The sequence below is a fragment of the Microbacterium wangyouchuni genome, assembly GCF_051546305.1.
GTDB lineage: Bacteria > Actinomycetota > Actinomycetes > Actinomycetales > Microbacteriaceae > Microbacterium.
Genome location: NZ_JBPTMA010000004.1, coordinates 344,786 through 360,514, shown reverse-complemented (window position 1 = coordinate 360,514; position 15,729 = coordinate 344,786). Strand labels below are relative to the sequence as shown.

The following is a 15,729-nucleotide window of genomic DNA, read 5'->3' as shown; positions in this document are numbered from 1 at the left end:
AGATCGTTCAGAATTCGAGCGAATCACCCGGGTTGAGTTCGAAGAACTCGCCGCCATGCTGCTCGGTCGACCACTGCAGACGTTCGCGGTGCATCCGGCGACCCGCTTCGGAGAGCGTCATGTCATGCACGCCGAAGGCACGGCGCGGCCTCACCGCGAGGACGAAGTCCATCGCTTCGCCGATCTTCAGCCAGGGAGCGCCGAGCGGAGCGGCGAGCACATCGACATCGACGTCCACGGGAACAGCGTAGGAATCACCGGGGTAGTAGAGCATGCCGTTGACCAGCACACCGACATTCTGAACCGCGGGCAGCGACGAGTGGATGACGGCATGCTCGCCGCCGAAGAACTGCAGCGTGAACGCGCCCGCGGACACAATGTCACCGGGGGTGACGACAGTGATGTCATAGTCACCGGCGGCCTCGGCTACGCCGGCGGGGGCGAAGACAGGGATGCCGGGAACCGCGGCGAGGATGCGATCAAGATGAGCTGCAGTCCAGTGATCGGCGTGCTCGTGCGTGATCACCAGCGCGACGGCATCGGAAAGGTCATCCAGAGGCGCGGTGAAGACACCGGGATCGACGATCAGGGTGTCGCCGTCGTGTTCGAGACGGAGCGTGGCATGTTCGTGTTTTGTGACGTGCATAACGCTGAGTCAACTCCTTTCCCGCGCGGGCGGCAAACCCCATTCTCGCGGAGACTCGCCCGAGAAACTCTGTCGGGGTGTCTCGATTTGGCGGAGCCGAAATCCTCGTGGCATACTTGTCTAGTTGTCGCGGGACGGAAACGCTCCGCAAGACCTGGCCCCATCGTATAGCGGCCTAGTACGCCGCCCTCTCACGGCGGTAACACGGGTTCGAATCCCGTTGGGGTCACAACACAGAAAACCCCCGGCTTGACCGGGGGTTTTCGCGTATCTCCCGTCAAGCCGTCAGGAATCGAGAAGCGGCCTCGGATGTCGCGTCGTAGCGTGGGTGTAGAAGCACAGAACCACCACGACGAACGAGGAGAGCGAAATGGCTGACAAGACCGCAGGACTGTCCCAGGACGAGCGAGACGCTGTCAAGGAGCGCGCAGCAGAAGTTCGAGCGCAAGAAAAGTCTGGAAAGTCACGCGCGGCGGGGGAGAAAGCGATCCGCGAGGCTATCGCGGCGATGCCTGATGATGACCGCGCACTCGCTGAGGGAATAGATCGCATCGTCTCTGAGGTAGCGCCCCACCTCATGCCGAAGACCTGGTACGGATTCCCGTCCTACGCCGACGCTGATGGCAAAGTCGTCGTCTTCTTCAAGGCTGCTTCGAAGTTCACCACTCGCTACGCAACGCTGGGTTTTGAGGAATCGGCGAAGCTGGACGACGGCGACCTCTGGGTGACATCGTTCGCCCTTCTTGCGCTGACACCGGACACCGAGAAGACGATCGCCGAACACATCCGCAAGGCTGCCGGCTGAGCAACCGCGGGGGAGCGGCTTCAGGCGGTTCCCTGCGAAGCCGGCGTGCGCAACGATATCTCACGAAACGCCGGATTTCGCAGCGGCAGGATCATCAGCAGGGCCATTGCTGAACCGTAGACCGCAAACGGCACCCACAGCGCCGTTGCCGACGCCAACGCGCCGAACGCGGCCATGGCCAGGGGCATCAGCACGTCATCGCCGAGCCGGGTGAGGGAGCCCATTCGTCCGAGATACGACGGATCAACGGTGGCGGCGAAAGTGGCACCGAGGAGAACGGATGCATATCCGGCTGTCGCGCCGATCGTGAAACTCGCTGCGCCGACCGACCAAGCGGGACCGATCCCGAGCGCCACGATGCCGATTCCCTGCACGACCAGTGCGGCGAATCCGGCTCGCGCCTCACGTTTCGGGCGCCACTTCGCCACCGATACCGCCCCGAGCGCAGCGCCGAGGCCCAGCAGCCCCTCGAAGATGCCGACGGCCGATGCACCCCAGCCCTCGTCATGGGCGCGCAGTGCGATGCCGATCGCAATGGCCGGACCGCTCGCAAGGTTCAAGCCAGACACCGCGATCACGAGCGTGCGGGTGGTGGGGGCGTTGCGCAGATGGGCGAACCCCTTTCGGATGCCGCGCAGCGCCGATTCTTTGTCTGCTCGAGGCAGAGCGAACCGGGGCCGCAACCAGATGGCGATGAACGCGACGACCACGGTGAAAGTTAGCGCATTCACCGAGGCGCTGCCGACGAGCCCCATGGCAGCGACGAGGAAGCCACCGGCCGCCGCTCCTGCCATGGTTCCCAGACGCGATGCGGTCTGCATCACTGCGGTGTATGACGGAAGATCCGACGTCCGCACCAGTTGCCGTGCAATCGTGCCGGCGGATGGCTCGTAGAAGGCGTCGCAGGCGCCGAATGCGATGGCTGCGAGCAACAGAATCAATACGGATGGCGGGGATGCCAGCACCCACAGGGCAACGGTGATGAGCACAACCACTCGAATGCTGTTGAACAGCATCATCACGTGACGAGAGTTCGCACGATCGGCGAGGATCCCGCCGAACAGCAGGATGACCGCTCGCGGCAGGGTGCCCGCAGCCACGATTAGGCCCGCAATGGCCGGGCTGGTGATCTGCACGGCTGTCCATGCCAGGGCGATGGTCCACACCGCATCGCCGGCGTCAGAGAGCGCCTTTATGCCGATCCACGCATGAACGGCGCGATCTCGAGAAAAGCGTGGCGGCTCGCGAAGAAGCAGAGGCTCGGCGGTCATCACGGCTCCGTGGGAAACGCTCGCGCGAAGAAGAAGACGGGCGTGCGTTGTTGCCCGTCTTCGAGATCGACGCTCTCGCGCCACTGTTCCAGCAGGAGTCGCACGCGGTTCGAGAGATCGGTGAGCTCCTCCGGTGTCGCCCACCCCAAGTTCTCCATATTGAAGGCGTCGTAGTCTTTGAGCTCAGCGCGCTGTCGACGCTTGTACCAGCGTTGCAAGCGCTCGATCTGCTGCCGGATACCGGTTCGCTCGGCCTCGCGCGCAAGAAGCGCATCGGCGGGCGAGTCCTCGAAGTCATCGGTCGACCAGGTGAATCCGCTCCTCGCGACTTTCCACCAGCTCGTGCGCTTGTCGCCGTGGGGATCAGTGGCGCGTTCGACGACGCCTGCGCGCTCCAGCATCCGCAGATGGTGGCTGATGCTGCCGACCTGGCTGTCCAGGACGCGTGCTATCGCCGTGACCTGCGAGGTTCCGTAGAGCAGTAGAAAGTCGAAGATGCGTCGGCGCAGCGGGTGGTGCACAGCAGTGATTACGGAGATATCTTCCACAATCCACAACGCTAGATGCGGTCTGCGAATCTCACAAGACTTCTTGTATACCTCGGAAAATCAGGCTTCTGGCGACTTCCCGCGCCGCCGGCGCACCAGCCAGATGACCAGAACAACGACGCCAGCGACGGCGAGCCACGGCAGCAGGAACCCGAACGCGATCACGAGTGCGTTCAGCGAGACGATCAGTCCGTTCCAGCCCGCGAGCAGGCCATCACCGAACCCCGCGGGATCGGCTGTGGTGGCAGTAGCGGTGCGGGTGAGCTCGACCTGCAGCGAGGACATCGCCACCTGATCGTCCAGAGCTGCCAATTGTTGCTCGTAGGACTCGAGTTGGGCCTGGCGCTCGGACAGCGCCACTTCGGCCTCGATGAGCTCGGAGAGAGTTCCGGTGTTCGACATGAGTTCCGTCAGGCGCTCAACAGAAGCACGAGTCGCATCCACCCGCGCCCGCAGATCGATCGCGGTCGAGGTTACATCCTGCTTTGCGACGGATGACGACAGCACGGTGCCGGACTCAGCCAGCTCTTCGATGACCGTGGCCAGATCTGCAGAGGGAACTCGGATCCCGATCCACCCGTATTCGGATTCGGGAGGCGCTTCGACGGAGGTTTTGTCCGTGACCGGCGCCGAACGGATCTCTGTCGTCTCCACATATCCGCCGTGCGTATCGGCGAGCGCCGCGATAGCGTCCGCAGCATCCCGGATATCGGCGACCTGAAGTGTTGCGTTGGCAGTCTGGATGATCTCACGGCCCGAGTCCTCGGCGACTGCCTGGTCGACCTGCGCGGATGTCGTGGCCGAGTCTGCCGCGGATTCGGGCATCGCTCCGCCGCTGGCGGTCATTGAGGTACCAGAGCCAACGATGTCGAGGATCGGCGGTGCGACAAGGATGCCGGCGGCGAAGGCCGCAGCGATACCCAAGCCGGTGAGCCACCGGCGTCGACGCGAGCGTGCAGCTGATGGTTGAGTAATCGGTCGCTTGGCGGTTATCTCTGCGAACACGGCATCCTCGATTCTGGCGATGCTCTCCGGTGACAACTCGGGGAGCGTGGGCTGGTCTTGTGGGTTCATGCGTCTCTCACTTCCTCAACGGCGCCGCGCATCCGCGTGCGCACTCGGGAGAGACGGTTGCGAACAACAGCGTGACTGACGCCGAGCTCGGCAGCTGCAGCCTCATACGCGTATCCCTCCGACGCGCACAGGCGGAAGATGTCCTGATCCAGGGCGCTCAGAGTCCCGATCTCCTTCGCGATCCGGTCGGCAAGCGCCGCCGTGATGACCTGATCCTCGACGTTCACCGTGTCGGCGAGCGTCTCATCGGCAGCATCCGTTGTGTGCAGTTGATCGCGTCGTTTCTGGCGCAGCCGGTTTGCTGACTGGAACCGGCAGATCGTAGCTAGCCACGGCAGGATCGACTCGCCGGCGAGCTGCAGGTCCGGCAACTTTCGCCAAGCCGTGACGAAGGTCTCCTGGGTCACGTCTTCGGCGTCGACGGCGGAGTTCAGGATGCTGTGGGCGATCCAGTAGACCGGGCGAACGTGCGCGCGATACAACAAGCGAAAGGCGCTCTCATCACCTGTCGCTGCCCGTGCGGCCAGTTCCTGATCCTCAGATCGCTCTGACATCTGGCTCCTTTCGGTGTCTCTCACTAGAGAGTGTCGGCGAATGCGTCATCGTCTCAGAATCATTTCTTGCCCGGGCGCGGACGTCCAGCTGTCATGGTGCACACTGGCAGATATGAGGATGCTTCGACGTGTCGCGGCCGGAGCAACCTGTGTCTTTGCCCTTGCGCTCACCGGGTGCACATGGTCTGAGGATGCCAGTGCGAATCTCTGCGCGGAGGACATCGTCGTCGCATGCGAAGGAGGCGACGGCTGGCTCTCGGTGACGATCGGGGATGACGCAGACGAGCAGGAAACCCTCGCCTTCGCGCGCCGTCTGCATTCGGCAGGTGCATCCGAGAATCTGACCGCCGGTGTCACCCTCCAGCGGGAGACCGCGGATGCTCGCCAACTGGACCCCGAGGTTGAGGCCCCCGCGCTATGGAAGCTGACCGTGTACCCGGCAGAAGAAACGGCGGTCGAATCCGATCTGACCGGGATGCTTGCCGTGGCCGATGTGCCCGGGGTGCGGGGGATCGGCGTCGCCGACGGTTGGCCCTATGTGCGCGTTTCAGACCTTGAGCAGTTCGATGACGTGTTCATGTCGGTGTCTTCCACACCCCTGTTCGAGCATGGTGGCACGTACACGTTGTTCGCGCTCGAGGAGAGGCTCAGGATCGTTCACGTTCCCAGCCGCACCGCCGACGTCGCAATCCTTGAAGTCATCGATCTGGCACGCAGCTACCCCGCCGCTGAGGTCCTCTTGGAAGCGCCTACGGCTGGGCCGCAGTACCCGACGCTATATGTCGCGCGCCTGACACCGGAACAGGTACATGACATCGATGCTCGTCTGCGTCAGCCGCACCTGGCCGGCGCAGACGTTGATGGGTACCCGGTGGAGTTCGTGCTCGGTTCGATCGGGCCCGATGGTGTGACGTACACAGGTGGGACGTTTGGGGATATCCCACCGAGCTGAGGGGTCTGCGCAGCGTTCCCGGTGCGGGCGTGCCTCAGGTAGCATTGCTGAGGCGAGAGGGAGTATCCCAGTCCGCGCGTATCGTCATCACGAGCACCATCAAAGTTGCTCCGGGCGCGCGACGTACTCAGTGCGGGGGAGAGACTTTCGGCACTTAATCGACCCTCGCGAAAGGTGCTGAGCACTTTTGAACATCCCTGTCTGGTTTGAGATCACCGCATTGGCGGTTCTGGTCGTCGTCCTCATCGGCGACCTGCTTCTGGTGCGCCTGCGACCGCACATCCCCTCGACAAAGGAATCCAGCCTGTGGGTCGCCTTCTACGTCGGCCTCGCGCTGATCTTCGCCGTTCTGCTCTACTTCATCGCCGGCGGTCAGTTCGCTAGCGAGTTCCTCACCGGCTGGGCACTGGAGTACAGCCTGTCGATCGACAACCTCTTCGTGTTCGTGCTGATCATGGCGCAGTTCTCGGTCCCGAGGCGCCTGCAGCAGCAGGTGCTGATGGTCGGAATCCTTATCGCCATCGTCCTGCGCGGTATCTTCATCGTCGCCGGCGTCGCGATCATCGAGAACTTCTCTCCGATCTTCTATATCTTCGGAGCCTTCCTGATCTGGACAGCAATCCGCCAGGCCATGCCGGAGGGAGACCACGAAGGCGAAGCCAAGCGCGAGAACTTCATCGTTCGTCTGCTCCGTCGTCGCATCGACATCAGCGATGAGTACGACGAGGCCAAGCTGCGCACGGTCGTCGGCGGCAAGCGCATGTGGACTCCGATGATCATCGTGTTCGTGGCGATCGGTGTCACTGATCTGATGTTCGCGATTGATTCGATTCCCGCCATCTTCAGCATCACGCAGAACACGTTCCTCGTGTTCACCGCGAACATCTTCGCTCTGATGGGTCTGCGTCAGCTCTACTTCCTGCTCGGCGATCTGCTCGATCGTCTGCGGTACCTGCACTACGGCATCGCGGTCATCCTGGGGTTCATCGGGGTCAAGCTGATCCTGCATGCCATGCACGTCAACGAGCTGCCGTTCGTCAACGGCGGACAGCACATCGAGTGGGCACCGGACATTCCGATCTGGCTGTCGCTGACCGTGATTGTCGGCGCGATGGGTATTGCCACCGTTGCCAGCCTTATCGCCTCGGCAAATGACCGACGCCGGGCGCCTGAGCAGCTGCATCCCGAGCCGCCCACACACTGATCGTCATGGTCCCGACCACCCGTCGCACCGGTGTAAACTGACCGGCATGCGGCGGGTGGTTCTTCTTCTTAGCGGCCGCGACGAGACCTCGAACTAGGCCTCCTCGTCGCGGAGTTCAGCGCGGCCGAACCACCGACTTCTGGAGATATCAACATGACCTCAGCTGATACTGCTCATTCGAGCGGCCCACGCACACTCGCCGAGAAGGTCTGGGATGACCACCTCGTCGTCAAGGGCAACAATGGCGAACCCGACCTCATCTACATCGACCTGCACCTCGTGCACGAGGTGACGAGCCCGCAGGCCTTCGATGGTCTGCGTTCAGAGGGCCGACCGCTGCGCCGTGTCGACCTCACGATCGCGACCGAGGATCACAACACTCCGACGCTCGAGATCGACAAGCCCATTGCCGATCTCACCAGCCGCACCCAGATCGAGACACTGCGCCGCAACGCCGCAGAGTTCGGTGTGCGCCTGCACTCGCTCGGCGATGCAGAGCAGGGCATCGTGCACGTCGTCGGACCGCAGCTGGGTCTGACCATGCCGGGTATCACCGTGGTCTGCGGTGACTCGCACACATCCACGCACGGCGCATTCGGAGCCATGGCCTTCGGCATCGGAACGAGCGAAGTCGAGCACGTCATGGCGACTCAGACTTTGCCGCTGAAGCCCTTCAAAACGATGGCGATCACCGTTGACGGCGAGCTCAAGCCCGGTGTCAGCGCGAAGGACATCATTCTCGCCGTGATCGCCAAGATCGGCACCGGCGGTGGCCAGGGCTACGTGCTCGAGTTCCGTGGCAGTGCGATTCGCGCGCTCTCCATGGAGGGGCGCATGACGATCTGCAACATGTCGATCGAAGCGGGCGCCCGCGCCGGCATGGTCGCCCCGGACGAAACCACATTCGCCTATCTGCAGGGTCGTGCGCACGCTCCCGAAGGGCAGGACTGGGAGGATGCCGTCGCCTACTGGCGTACGCTGCCCACCGATGACGGCGCGACCTTTGACGCCGAGGTCGTCCTCGATGCGAATGAACTCGAGCCGTTCGTGACCTGGGGCACCAACCCTGGCCAGGGCAGCTCACTTTCTGCGACCGTGCCGAATCCTGCAGAGATGTCAGACCCCAACGAGCGCGTGGCTGCGCAGCGCGCTCTGGAATATATGGACCTCATTCCCGGGACGCCGTTGAAGGAGGTGCCGGTAGACGCCGTGTTCATGGGCTCCTGCACGAACAGTCGTATCGAAGACCTCCGCGCGTTTGCGTCAGTGATCAACGGTCGTAAAAAGGCAGACGGCGTGCGCGTCATGGTCGTCCCCGGCTCCGCGCGCGTCCGCTTGGAAGCCGAGGCCGAGGGGATCGACCAGATCGTCAAGGACTTCGGTGCGGAATGGCGTTTCGCCGGTTGCTCGATGTGTTTGGGAATGAACCCTGATCAGCTCGCCCCCGGCGAGCGTTGCGCTTCCACCTCGAACCGAAACTTCGAAGGTCGGCAGGGCAAGGGCGGCCGCACCCACCTCGTGTCTCCGCTGGTGGCAGCAGCCACTGCGGTTCGTGGCACACTGTCCAGCCCGAGCGATCTGTTGGATTCGCCGGTCGCCGAGTCTGTCGAAGCGGGAGTCTGATCATGGAAAAGTTCACCACTCACACCGGGATCGCCGCACCGCTGAAGCGTTCGAATGTCGACACGGACCAGATCATCCCCGCGGTGTTCCTCAAGCGCGTGACCAAGACCGGTTTCGAGGACGCGTTGTTCCACGCCTGGCGTCAGGACCCGGAGTTCGTACTCAATCAGCCGGCGTTCCACGGAGCGTCCGTGCTCGTCGCCGGTCCTGACTTCGGCACCGGCTCGAGCCGTGAGCATGCCGTCTGGGCGCTTCGCGACTTCGGTTTTGCCGTTGTGCTCAGCCCGCGCTTCGCAGACATCTTCCGCGGCAACTCGGGCAAGCAGGGGCTGCTCGCAGCAACGATCTCCGAAGAAGACCTCGAGCGCATCTGGGCAGCGATCGATGCGAACCCCGGCATGTCGATCACGGTTGATCTTGAGGCACGCACGGCGACGGTCGGTGACCCGGCTGAAACCTCAGACGCGGCTTTCCAGGTCGAGATCGGAATCGACGATTACACTAGATGGCGGCTCCTCGAAGGGCTCGATGACATCGGGCTCACGCTGCGCAATGAAGACAAGATCACGCAGTTCGAGGCCCGCCGCGAGTCGTGGCGGCCACGTACGCTCCCTGTCCGCTGACACGGAGCACACCGTGAGCCTGGGGCATCCGCTCCAGCGGCTGAGCCGCGACCGTGAATGTGAAGTGAGGCCCTCGAATGACCACAACCGTGCGCGCTGAACTTCAGGATGGAGTTCCTGCTTTGACCGGAGACGTACTGGCGATTCGAGGCGGCCGACCGCTCCGGGGTCGTGTCGATGTAACAGGCGCGAAGAACCTCGCGACGAAAGCCATGGTTGCCGCTCTCCTCGGAGAAGACGCCAGTGTTCTTCGGGACGTGCCCAACCTCAGTGATGTTGCCGTTGTGCGCTCGCTCCTCGAGGTTCACGGTGTGCGGGTCACCGAGGGTGACGAAGCAGGTTCGCTGCGTCTGGACCCGAGCGACGTCGAATCTGCTCACATGGAAGAAATCGACGCACACGCCGGTGCCTCCCGCATCCCGATCCTGTTCTGCGGACCACTTCTTCATCGGCTCGGTCAGGCATTCATCCCTGACCTGGGCGGATGCCGTATCGGCGACCGCCCGATCGACTTCCACCTTGATGCACTCCGTAAGTTCGGCGCGGTCGTTGAGAAGCTTCCCAGCGGCATCCGGTTATCGACGCAGGGCGGGCGTCTGCACGGTGCGAACATCCACCTCCCGTACCCGAGCGTCGGCGCCACCGAACAGGTGCTGCTCACAGCAGTGCGCGCCGAAGGCGTCACCGAACTGCGCAACGCCGCCATCGAGCCGGAGATCATGGATCTCATCGCGCTGCTTCAGAAGATGGGCGCGATCATCTCGTACGAGCCGAACCGTGTCATCTTCATCGAGGGGGTCGAAAAGCTTCGCGGATACGATCACCGCTCGATCTTCGATCGCAATGAGGCTGCTTCCTGGGCTTCGGCAGCTCTTGCCACCGACGGGGAGATCTTCGTCGGCGGTGCGAAGCAGCCAGAAATGCTGACCTTCCTCAACGTCTTCCGCAAGGCCGGCGGATGGTTCGACATCCAGGAGGACGGCATCCTGTTCCGACGCGATGGCGAGATCCGTCCTGTCGTGGTGGAGACCGACGTGCACCCGGGCTTCATGACTGACTGGCAGCAGCCGCTAGTAGTCGCGCTCACGCAGGCGAACGGCCGTTCCATCGTGCACGAGACGGTCTATGAGAACCGGATGGGCTTCACACAGGCCCTCGTGAAAATGGGCGCCGATATCGTCGTCCACCCGCACGGACTGCAGGATGGACCGCGACGCGTTCCGCGCCGCGAACTGGAGCAGGCAGCGGTCATCACCGGTCCCACACCGCTGCACGGCGCAGACATCGTGGTGCCTGACCTCCGTGGCGGCTACAGCCATGTGATCGCAGCGCTCACCGCGCAGGGGGAGTCCCAGGTGTCGGGTGTTGACATCCTCAGCCGCGGATACGAGAACTTCCTCGCTAAGCTCGATGTGCTTGGCGCCGACTTCGACGTCGTTCGGTGACGCTGATGGGCTCTCGCTCATCTGAGAAGTCCCGCCCGAGCCTCTTTTGGCCGCTCGCGGGCCTCGTGGTGCCCATCGTTGGTTTTCTCGCGAAGATCGAGATTCGCGGCAAAGAGAAACTTCCTCAGAAGGGTGCCTTCGTCCTGGCTCCCAACCATTACTCGGAGTTCGATCCGCTCATCGTCGCTGTTGCTGTCTGGCGTCTCGGGCGTGCGCCGCGCTTCATGGCGAAAGAGAGCCTGTTCCGGATTCCTGTGGTCGGGTGGGCGCTGCGTAAAACCGGAATGGTTCCGGTGTCGCGCTCTGCCTCGGCCAAAGCCGCGAGAGAGACGATCGCGCAGTCGAAGGCTCTCGTCGAGAACGATCGCGGTGTCATCGTCTACCCCGAAGGCACACTGACTCGCGACCCGGATATGTGGCCGATGCGCGGCAAGTCCGGAGCGGTGCGGCTGGCATTGGCAGGCGACCTTCCGGTGATCCCGATGGCGCAGTGGGGCACCCACAAGATCATGGGCAGGTATCAGAAGGGCCTGAGTCTGTGGCCACCGCGCAAGCGAGTGCAGGTGCTGATTGGCGATCCCGTCGATCTGTCTGACTTGAAGGCGCACGCCAGCGAGTCGGCGGTTCTCACCGAGGCCACCAACCGGGTGATGAACGCGATCACGGCGCTGCTGGAAGAACTGCGAGACGAGAAGGCACCCGAGAAACGGTGGAACCCTGCCGATCACGGTCAGAAGGAGACGGGACGCCTTGACTCGTAAGAATCAGACCTCAGACGGTCCCCGGGTAACAGTCATCGGCGCGGGCAGCTGGGGTACGACTTTCGGCAAGATCCTCGCCGACGGCGGAGCCCAAGTAACAATGTGGGCGCGGCGGCCGGAGCAGGCTCTCGAGATCGCCGAGGGCAAGCGCAACTCGAAGTATCTCCCCGGAATCAACCTGCCCCGCACGATCACCGCCACTCACGAACTGGCCGCAGCGGTGGAGGGCGCCGAGCAGGTGTACCTCTCGGTGCCCAGTCAATCGCTGCGTGAGAATCTCAAGGCCCTCCGACCACTTCTGACGAACTCGGATGCGCCGCTCATCAGCCTGATGAAAGGCGTCGAACGCTCCAGCGGCCTGCGTATGAGTCAGGTCATCGAGCAGGAGCTCGCCTGCGACCCGCTTCGCATCGCCGTCGCATCCGGGCCGAACCTCGCTCTCGAGATAGCCCGGGAACAGCCGACGGCAGCGGTGATCGCCTCGCTCAGCCAAGAGACTGCGGAAACCGTCGCCCGTGCCGCGCGCAACTCGTATTTCCGCACTTTCGTGAACACCGACGTCATCGGCACGGAGTTCGGCGGAGTGCTCAAGAACCTCATCGCCGTTGCCATCGGCATCGTCGATGGAGTCGGATACGGCGAGAACACGAAGGCCTCGATCATCACCCGCGGTCTCGTGGAGATGACGGACTTCGCCGTAGCTAACGGTGCGCAGCCGGAGACATTGCAGGGCCTCGCCGGCCTGGGCGACCTTATCGCCACCTGCCAGTCGCCGTTGAGCCGCAACAACACCGCCGGACGGCTGCTGGGTCAGGGATACGGGTTCCAGGACGTCGTCAAGCAGATGAACCAGACCGCAGAGGGTCTGGCATCCGTCGCCCCGATTCTCAAACTCGCACACGAGTCTGACGTGTACATGCCCATCGTCGAACAGGTGAAGATGGTGCTCGACGGGAAGATGAACCCCCGCGATATCGCACCGCACCTGACGACTGAAGACGACACTCCCCAGGAGGAGAGAACCAATCATGGACAAGCAGACGGTGGTGGTGCTCTTCGGCGGGCGTTCCAGCGAGCATTCCATCAGTTCCGCAACGGCGGGCGGAGTGCTGCAGGCGATTGATCGCGACCGCTACGAGGTCATCCCCGTGGGGATCACACGTGCGGGAGCCTTTGTGCTCGAAGCCGATGACGCAGCGAAGTTCGCCCTGGATGCCGCGCATCTGCCCGAGGTGATCGATAACGGTACTCGCGTGCTGTGGCCACAGCCAGAAGGCGACCGCACACTGCGTGTGGCACAGACCGATGGATCCGTCACCAATTATGGCGAGATCGATGTTGTGCTTCCGCTGCTGCACGGGTTGCACGGCGAGGACGGTGCTATACAGGGCTTCTTCGACGTGATCGGGGTGCCCTATGCAGGATGCGGCATCTTGGATTCCGCCATCTGCCTGGACAAGCACTTCACGAAACTCGCCCTGGCATCGGCCGGTATTGCCGTCGCACCCGGGCTGACGATTCGTCGCACGCAGTGGGAGAGCGATCCCGATCGCGTCCGCAGCGAGATCGCCGCGCTCGGGGGCATCGTGTTCGTCAAACCGGCCACCGCCGGATCCAGCGTCGGCGTTTCCTGCGTTGTCGACGGTGAGGGCCTGGACGAGGCGATGCGCATTGCATTCGACGAAGACGACAAGGTTCTCGTGGAGTCCAAGGTTGAAGGTCGTGAGATCGAGGTCGGAGTTCTCGCCGGACGCGACGGCGCATCGGCGCGCGCCTCGCTTCCGGGCGAGGTGGTCCTGACCTCGCGGAGCTTCTACGACTTTGAAGGCAAGTACCTCGGCGGTGATGGCGTGGAAATCGTCTGTCCGGCGGATGTTGACGACGAGCTCATCGCACGTCTGCAGGCAACGGCTGTTCGTGCGTTCGAAGCCGTGGATGGACAGGGCCTGGCACGGGTGGACTTCTTCGTGACGCCCAGCGGAGAGTTGATCGTCAACGAGCTGAACACGATGCCCGGTTTCACGCCGATCTCGATGTTCCCGAAGTGCTGGATCGCCTCCGGCCTCAGCTACCGCGATCTGATCACCGAGCTCGTTGAGCTCGGACTGGAGCGCTGACGCGCGCGGCGCTTCAGCCGTCCAGCAGTTGCTGGGTGTCTTCGTCCAGTTCGTCAGGTGTCGTGCATTTGCCGACGGCGGGGATAGCGGTGATTGCGCCGACCAGCGAACGTGAGCTGATCACGTCATTGGAGCTGACGGCACCGGTGTTGACGTAGAGCTGCACGGCGGGGTCGCGCCCGTAGGTGGTCAGAGTCAAGAACGGGGTAGCTGAGGAGTCGACGAGCCAGTCGACACCTTCCAGCGTGACGCACTGCAATTCGCTCGTGGGCGCGGGAACGGTCACCCCGCAGCGCAAGAGCACGGCCGAATCCTCACCCGGCGCGCCCCAGGCCGCAGTGGCCTGAGCATCGGTCCATCGGCGGTCGAGATCGGCAACGCTGCGGGCGTTGTTCAAACCAACCGATACCTCAGCGCAGAGCGGATTATTCGAGTCCGCGGCCGGCTCCAGGTGCACGGTCGTCGAGCATCCGCTCAAGAGCGCCGCTCCCAGCACAACGGAGGCGACGGCGGCAAAACGACGAGACATGATTCCAGGCTACCTTTGACAGCATGCCTTCCGACTCAGCTGATGACCCGCGCCTGGGCGATGTTTCCGAAGGCACGGTTCTGCGTGCCATTCTGGCCCGCACCCCGCGCGCGGCCGCCGCGATCATCGGACCCGGTGATGACGCGGCTGTCATCGCGGCAGCGTCGGGAACAGTGGTGGCGACAACGGACACGCTCGTACACGGTCCCGACTTTCGGTTGGCCTGGTCCAGCGGTTACGACCTGGGCTGGAAATCAGCCGCCGTCAACCTTGCGGACATCGCCGCGATGGGTGCTCGGCCGACCGCGCTGCTGGTCGCGCTGGCCGTTCCGCGCGATATGCGTGTGTCGTTCGTGGAGCAGCTGGCGGACGGGCTGCGCGCAGCCTGTGAGGCCCTTGCGCCGGGGTGCGCGGTGGTCGGCGGCGATCTGACGGTCTCTGATGTGCTGACCGTCGCCGTCACGGCGCTCGGCGATCTGGAGGGGCGGGATGCTGTCACACGAGGGGGCGCACGCGTCGGGGACGTCGTCGCCGTAGCCGGCGAGCTGGGGCATGCTGCCCGCGGACTCGCGGTGCTGTTCGGGAAGTTCCGCGATCAGGGCACACCGATTGCCGTGGTCACGTCCCAGCTGGCGGCAGGGGAGCGGTCCGCGTTGGATGCCCAGCTGCGCCCGGCACCGCCGATCGGGCTGGGCGTCATGGCATCCGTCGCCGGTGCGACCGCGATGATGGACATCTCTGATGGGCTTGCGCTGGATGCACGGCGGCTTGCCGCGGCATCCGATGTCACACTCGATCTGGTGCGTTCTGCGCTGGGCGAGGATGCGCTGCTGGCACTGGCGGGCGGCGAGGATCACGCACTGCTGGCAACGTTCCCGCCGGGCGTGCTGCCGCCCGGGTTTCGGATCATCGGTTCCGTGCGCGAGCGCGTGGACGAGGGCGTGCTGTGCGACGGAGAGCCGGTGGACGTTAGTGGCTGGGATCCCTACCGTGACTGGGACTCGACGACGGGCTGAGCCCACCACAGCGCGGTGTCACCGTAGGCCTTCTCACGGAAGACTTCGAGCCCGGCGGCTGCGACATCAGGCGCTGTCGCCCGTCGTGCACGCTCGATGACGACAACAGCATCTTGCGACAGCAACGGCGAAAGTGCGATGAGATCGGCGGTCATCGCCGCATCGTCGAGATCGTAAGGCGGGTCGATGAAGACCAGGTCATAGGCGCCGGCGGCCCGAGACAAGAACGCCAGCACAGCAGTTTCGTGAACATGCGCGACGGTGCCGGTGACGGCCTTGCTCACCGTCGCGATATTGCGGCGGACAATGGATGCCGCAGAGCGCGACCGCTCGACCAGCTCTGCACTCACGGCACCGCGACTCAGCGACTCCAGCGCGAGTGCTCCGGAACCGGCATAGAGATCGAGCACGCGGGCACCGGCGATGGCGTCCGCTGACTCGAGCGCACCGAACAGCGATTCACGCACGCGGTCGCTGGTGGGGCGAGTGCCCTTTCCCGGCACCTCGAGGCGAAGGCCGCGCGCGGCGCCGGCGATAATTCTTGTCACCCGTTCAGCCTAT

At 63.7% G+C, this 15,729-nt stretch carries 17 protein-coding genes and 1 tRNA gene; 11 read left to right on the top strand and 7 right to left on the bottom strand.

What is annotated here, in order from left to right; translation table 11 throughout:
• Positions 1-7: 7 nt before the first annotated feature.
• Complete coding sequence (locus ACSS7Z_RS10925; protein ID WP_438254727.1) at positions 8-646, bottom strand: MBL fold metallo-hydrolase; 639 nt, start codon at positions 644-646, stop codon at positions 8-10.
• Between the two features lie 156 nt (positions 647-802).
• On the opposite strand from ACSS7Z_RS10925, the gene ACSS7Z_RS10920 reads away from it, so the two are divergent.
• Positions 803-875 (top strand) — tRNA-Glu (locus ACSS7Z_RS10920).
• Between the two features lie 141 nt (positions 876-1,016).
• Positions 1,017-1,451 carry a hypothetical protein gene (locus ACSS7Z_RS10915; protein WP_438254725.1) on the top strand — a complete coding sequence of 145 codons (435 nt, stop codon included), beginning with the start codon at positions 1,017-1,019 and terminating at the stop codon, positions 1,449-1,451.
• A gap of 20 nt (positions 1,452-1,471) precedes the next feature.
• Here the strand turns inward: ACSS7Z_RS10915 and ACSS7Z_RS10910 are convergent, their stop codons facing one another.
• The 4 genes from ACSS7Z_RS10910 to ACSS7Z_RS10895 are packed head-to-tail and all read right to left on the bottom strand — an operon-like array spanning position 1,472 to position 4,898.
• Positions 1,472-2,722 carry an MFS transporter gene (locus ACSS7Z_RS10910; RefSeq protein ID WP_438254724.1) on the bottom strand — a complete coding sequence of 417 codons (1,251 nt, stop codon included), beginning with the start codon at positions 2,720-2,722 and terminating at the stop codon, positions 1,472-1,474.
• The gene (locus ACSS7Z_RS10905; RefSeq protein ID WP_438254723.1) at positions 2,722-3,270 is read right to left on the bottom strand and encodes a helix-turn-helix domain-containing protein; all 549 of its coding nucleotides are present in this window, start codon (positions 3,268-3,270) and stop codon (positions 2,722-2,724) included. Before ACSS7Z_RS10905 ends, ACSS7Z_RS10910 begins: the two co-directional genes overlap by 1 nt.
• Positions 3,271-3,330: 60 nt before the next feature.
• A complete protein-coding gene (locus ACSS7Z_RS10900; protein ID WP_438254721.1) occupies positions 3,331-4,344 on the bottom strand; it encodes a DUF4349 domain-containing protein in 1,014 nt (337 codons plus the stop codon).
• Positions 4,341-4,898: an RNA polymerase sigma factor gene (locus tag ACSS7Z_RS10895; RefSeq protein WP_438254720.1), complete on the bottom strand. Its 558-nt coding sequence runs from the start codon at positions 4,896-4,898 to the stop codon at positions 4,341-4,343. The genes ACSS7Z_RS10900 and ACSS7Z_RS10895 overlap by 4 nt, the downstream gene beginning before the upstream one ends.
• A 112-nt stretch (positions 4,899-5,010) precedes the next feature.
• On the opposite strand from ACSS7Z_RS10895, the gene ACSS7Z_RS10890 reads away from it, so the two are divergent.
• The 8 genes from ACSS7Z_RS10890 to ACSS7Z_RS10855 all read left to right on the top strand — a co-directional run bounded on the left by ACSS7Z_RS10890 (position 5,011) and on the right by ACSS7Z_RS10855 (position 13,623).
• Entirely contained in the window at positions 5,011-5,850 is an 840-nt protein-coding gene (locus ACSS7Z_RS10890) for a hypothetical protein (protein ID WP_438254719.1), read from the top strand.
• A gap of 187 nt (positions 5,851-6,037) precedes the next feature.
• Complete coding sequence (locus ACSS7Z_RS10885; RefSeq protein ID WP_438254718.1) at positions 6,038-7,054, top strand: TerC family protein; 1,017 nt, start codon at positions 6,038-6,040, stop codon at positions 7,052-7,054.
• A 153-nt stretch (positions 7,055-7,207) separates the two neighbouring features.
• Positions 7,208-8,677, top strand: coding sequence for a 3-isopropylmalate dehydratase large subunit (leuC, locus tag ACSS7Z_RS10880; RefSeq protein WP_438254717.1), 1,470 nt, complete (start codon positions 7,208-7,210; stop codon positions 8,675-8,677).
• A 2-nt stretch (positions 8,678-8,679) separates the two neighbouring features.
• A complete protein-coding gene (leuD, locus tag ACSS7Z_RS10875; RefSeq protein WP_438254715.1) occupies positions 8,680-9,300 on the top strand; it encodes a 3-isopropylmalate dehydratase small subunit in 621 nt (206 codons plus the stop codon).
• 77 nt (positions 9,301-9,377) lie between these two features.
• Complete coding sequence (gene murA, locus ACSS7Z_RS10870) at positions 9,378-10,745, top strand: UDP-N-acetylglucosamine 1-carboxyvinyltransferase (RefSeq protein ID WP_438254714.1); 1,368 nt, start codon at positions 9,378-9,380, stop codon at positions 10,743-10,745.
• A 5-nt stretch (positions 10,746-10,750) separates the two neighbouring features.
• Positions 10,751-11,506 carry a lysophospholipid acyltransferase family protein gene (locus ACSS7Z_RS10865; RefSeq protein WP_438254712.1) on the top strand — a complete coding sequence of 252 codons (756 nt, stop codon included), beginning with the start codon at positions 10,751-10,753 and terminating at the stop codon, positions 11,504-11,506.
• Positions 11,496-12,629 (top strand): NAD(P)H-dependent glycerol-3-phosphate dehydrogenase, encoded by a 1,134-nt coding sequence (locus ACSS7Z_RS10860; protein WP_438254711.1) that lies wholly within the window; start codon positions 11,496-11,498, stop codon positions 12,627-12,629. Before ACSS7Z_RS10865 ends, ACSS7Z_RS10860 begins: the two co-directional genes overlap by 11 nt.
• The gene (locus ACSS7Z_RS10855; RefSeq protein ID WP_438254710.1) at positions 12,535-13,623 is read left to right on the top strand and encodes a D-alanine--D-alanine ligase family protein; all 1,089 of its coding nucleotides are present in this window, start codon (positions 12,535-12,537) and stop codon (positions 13,621-13,623) included. The genes ACSS7Z_RS10860 and ACSS7Z_RS10855 overlap by 95 nt, the downstream gene beginning before the upstream one ends.
• A gap of 13 nt (positions 13,624-13,636) precedes the next feature.
• Here the strand turns inward: ACSS7Z_RS10855 and ACSS7Z_RS10850 are convergent, their stop codons facing one another.
• Complete coding sequence (locus ACSS7Z_RS10850; protein WP_438254709.1) at positions 13,637-14,152, bottom strand: DUF3515 family protein; 516 nt, start codon at positions 14,150-14,152, stop codon at positions 13,637-13,639.
• Between the two features lie 23 nt (positions 14,153-14,175).
• Between ACSS7Z_RS10850 and thiL the strand changes: the two genes are divergently transcribed.
• A complete protein-coding gene (thiL, locus tag ACSS7Z_RS10845) occupies positions 14,176-15,168 on the top strand; it encodes a thiamine-phosphate kinase (RefSeq protein WP_438254707.1) in 993 nt (330 codons plus the stop codon).
• Here the strand turns inward: thiL and rsmD are convergent.
• Positions 15,138-15,716, bottom strand: a complete 579-nt coding sequence (gene rsmD, locus ACSS7Z_RS10840; protein WP_438254706.1) for a 16S rRNA (guanine(966)-N(2))-methyltransferase RsmD — start codon at positions 15,714-15,716, stop codon at positions 15,138-15,140. The genes thiL and rsmD overlap by 31 nt on opposite strands.
• Positions 15,717-15,729: the final 13 nt, after the last annotated feature.

Coding starts and splice junctions, on each gene's coding strand:
- ACSS7Z_RS10925 (WP_438254727.1), bottom strand. CDS start 646: ATGCACGTCACAAAACACGAACATGCCACGCTCCGTCTCGAACACGAC.
- ACSS7Z_RS10915 (WP_438254725.1), top strand. CDS start 1,017: ATGGCTGACAAGACCGCAGGACTGTCCCAGGACGAGCGAGACGCTGTC.
- ACSS7Z_RS10910 (WP_438254724.1), bottom strand. CDS start 2,722: ATGACCGCCGAGCCTCTGCTTCTTCGCGAGCCGCCACGCTTTTCTCGA.
- ACSS7Z_RS10900 (WP_438254721.1), bottom strand. CDS start 4,344: ATGAACCCACAAGACCAGCCCACGCTCCCCGAGTTGTCACCGGAGAGC.
- ACSS7Z_RS10895 (WP_438254720.1), bottom strand. CDS start 4,898: ATGTCAGAGCGATCTGAGGATCAGGAACTGGCCGCACGGGCAGCGACA.
- ACSS7Z_RS10890 (WP_438254719.1), top strand. CDS start 5,011: ATGAGGATGCTTCGACGTGTCGCGGCCGGAGCAACCTGTGTCTTTGCC.
- leuC (WP_438254717.1), top strand. CDS start 7,208: ATGACCTCAGCTGATACTGCTCATTCGAGCGGCCCACGCACACTCGCC.
- leuD (WP_438254715.1), top strand. CDS start 8,680: ATGGAAAAGTTCACCACTCACACCGGGATCGCCGCACCGCTGAAGCGT.
- murA (WP_438254714.1), top strand. CDS start 9,378: ATGACCACAACCGTGCGCGCTGAACTTCAGGATGGAGTTCCTGCTTTG.
- ACSS7Z_RS10865 (WP_438254712.1), top strand. CDS start 10,751: ATGGGCTCTCGCTCATCTGAGAAGTCCCGCCCGAGCCTCTTTTGGCCG.
- ACSS7Z_RS10855 (WP_438254710.1), top strand. CDS start 12,535: ATGGACAAGCAGACGGTGGTGGTGCTCTTCGGCGGGCGTTCCAGCGAG.
- ACSS7Z_RS10850 (WP_438254709.1), bottom strand. CDS start 14,152: ATGTCTCGTCGTTTTGCCGCCGTCGCCTCCGTTGTGCTGGGAGCGGCG.
- thiL (WP_438254707.1), top strand. CDS start 14,176: ATGCCTTCCGACTCAGCTGATGACCCGCGCCTGGGCGATGTTTCCGAA.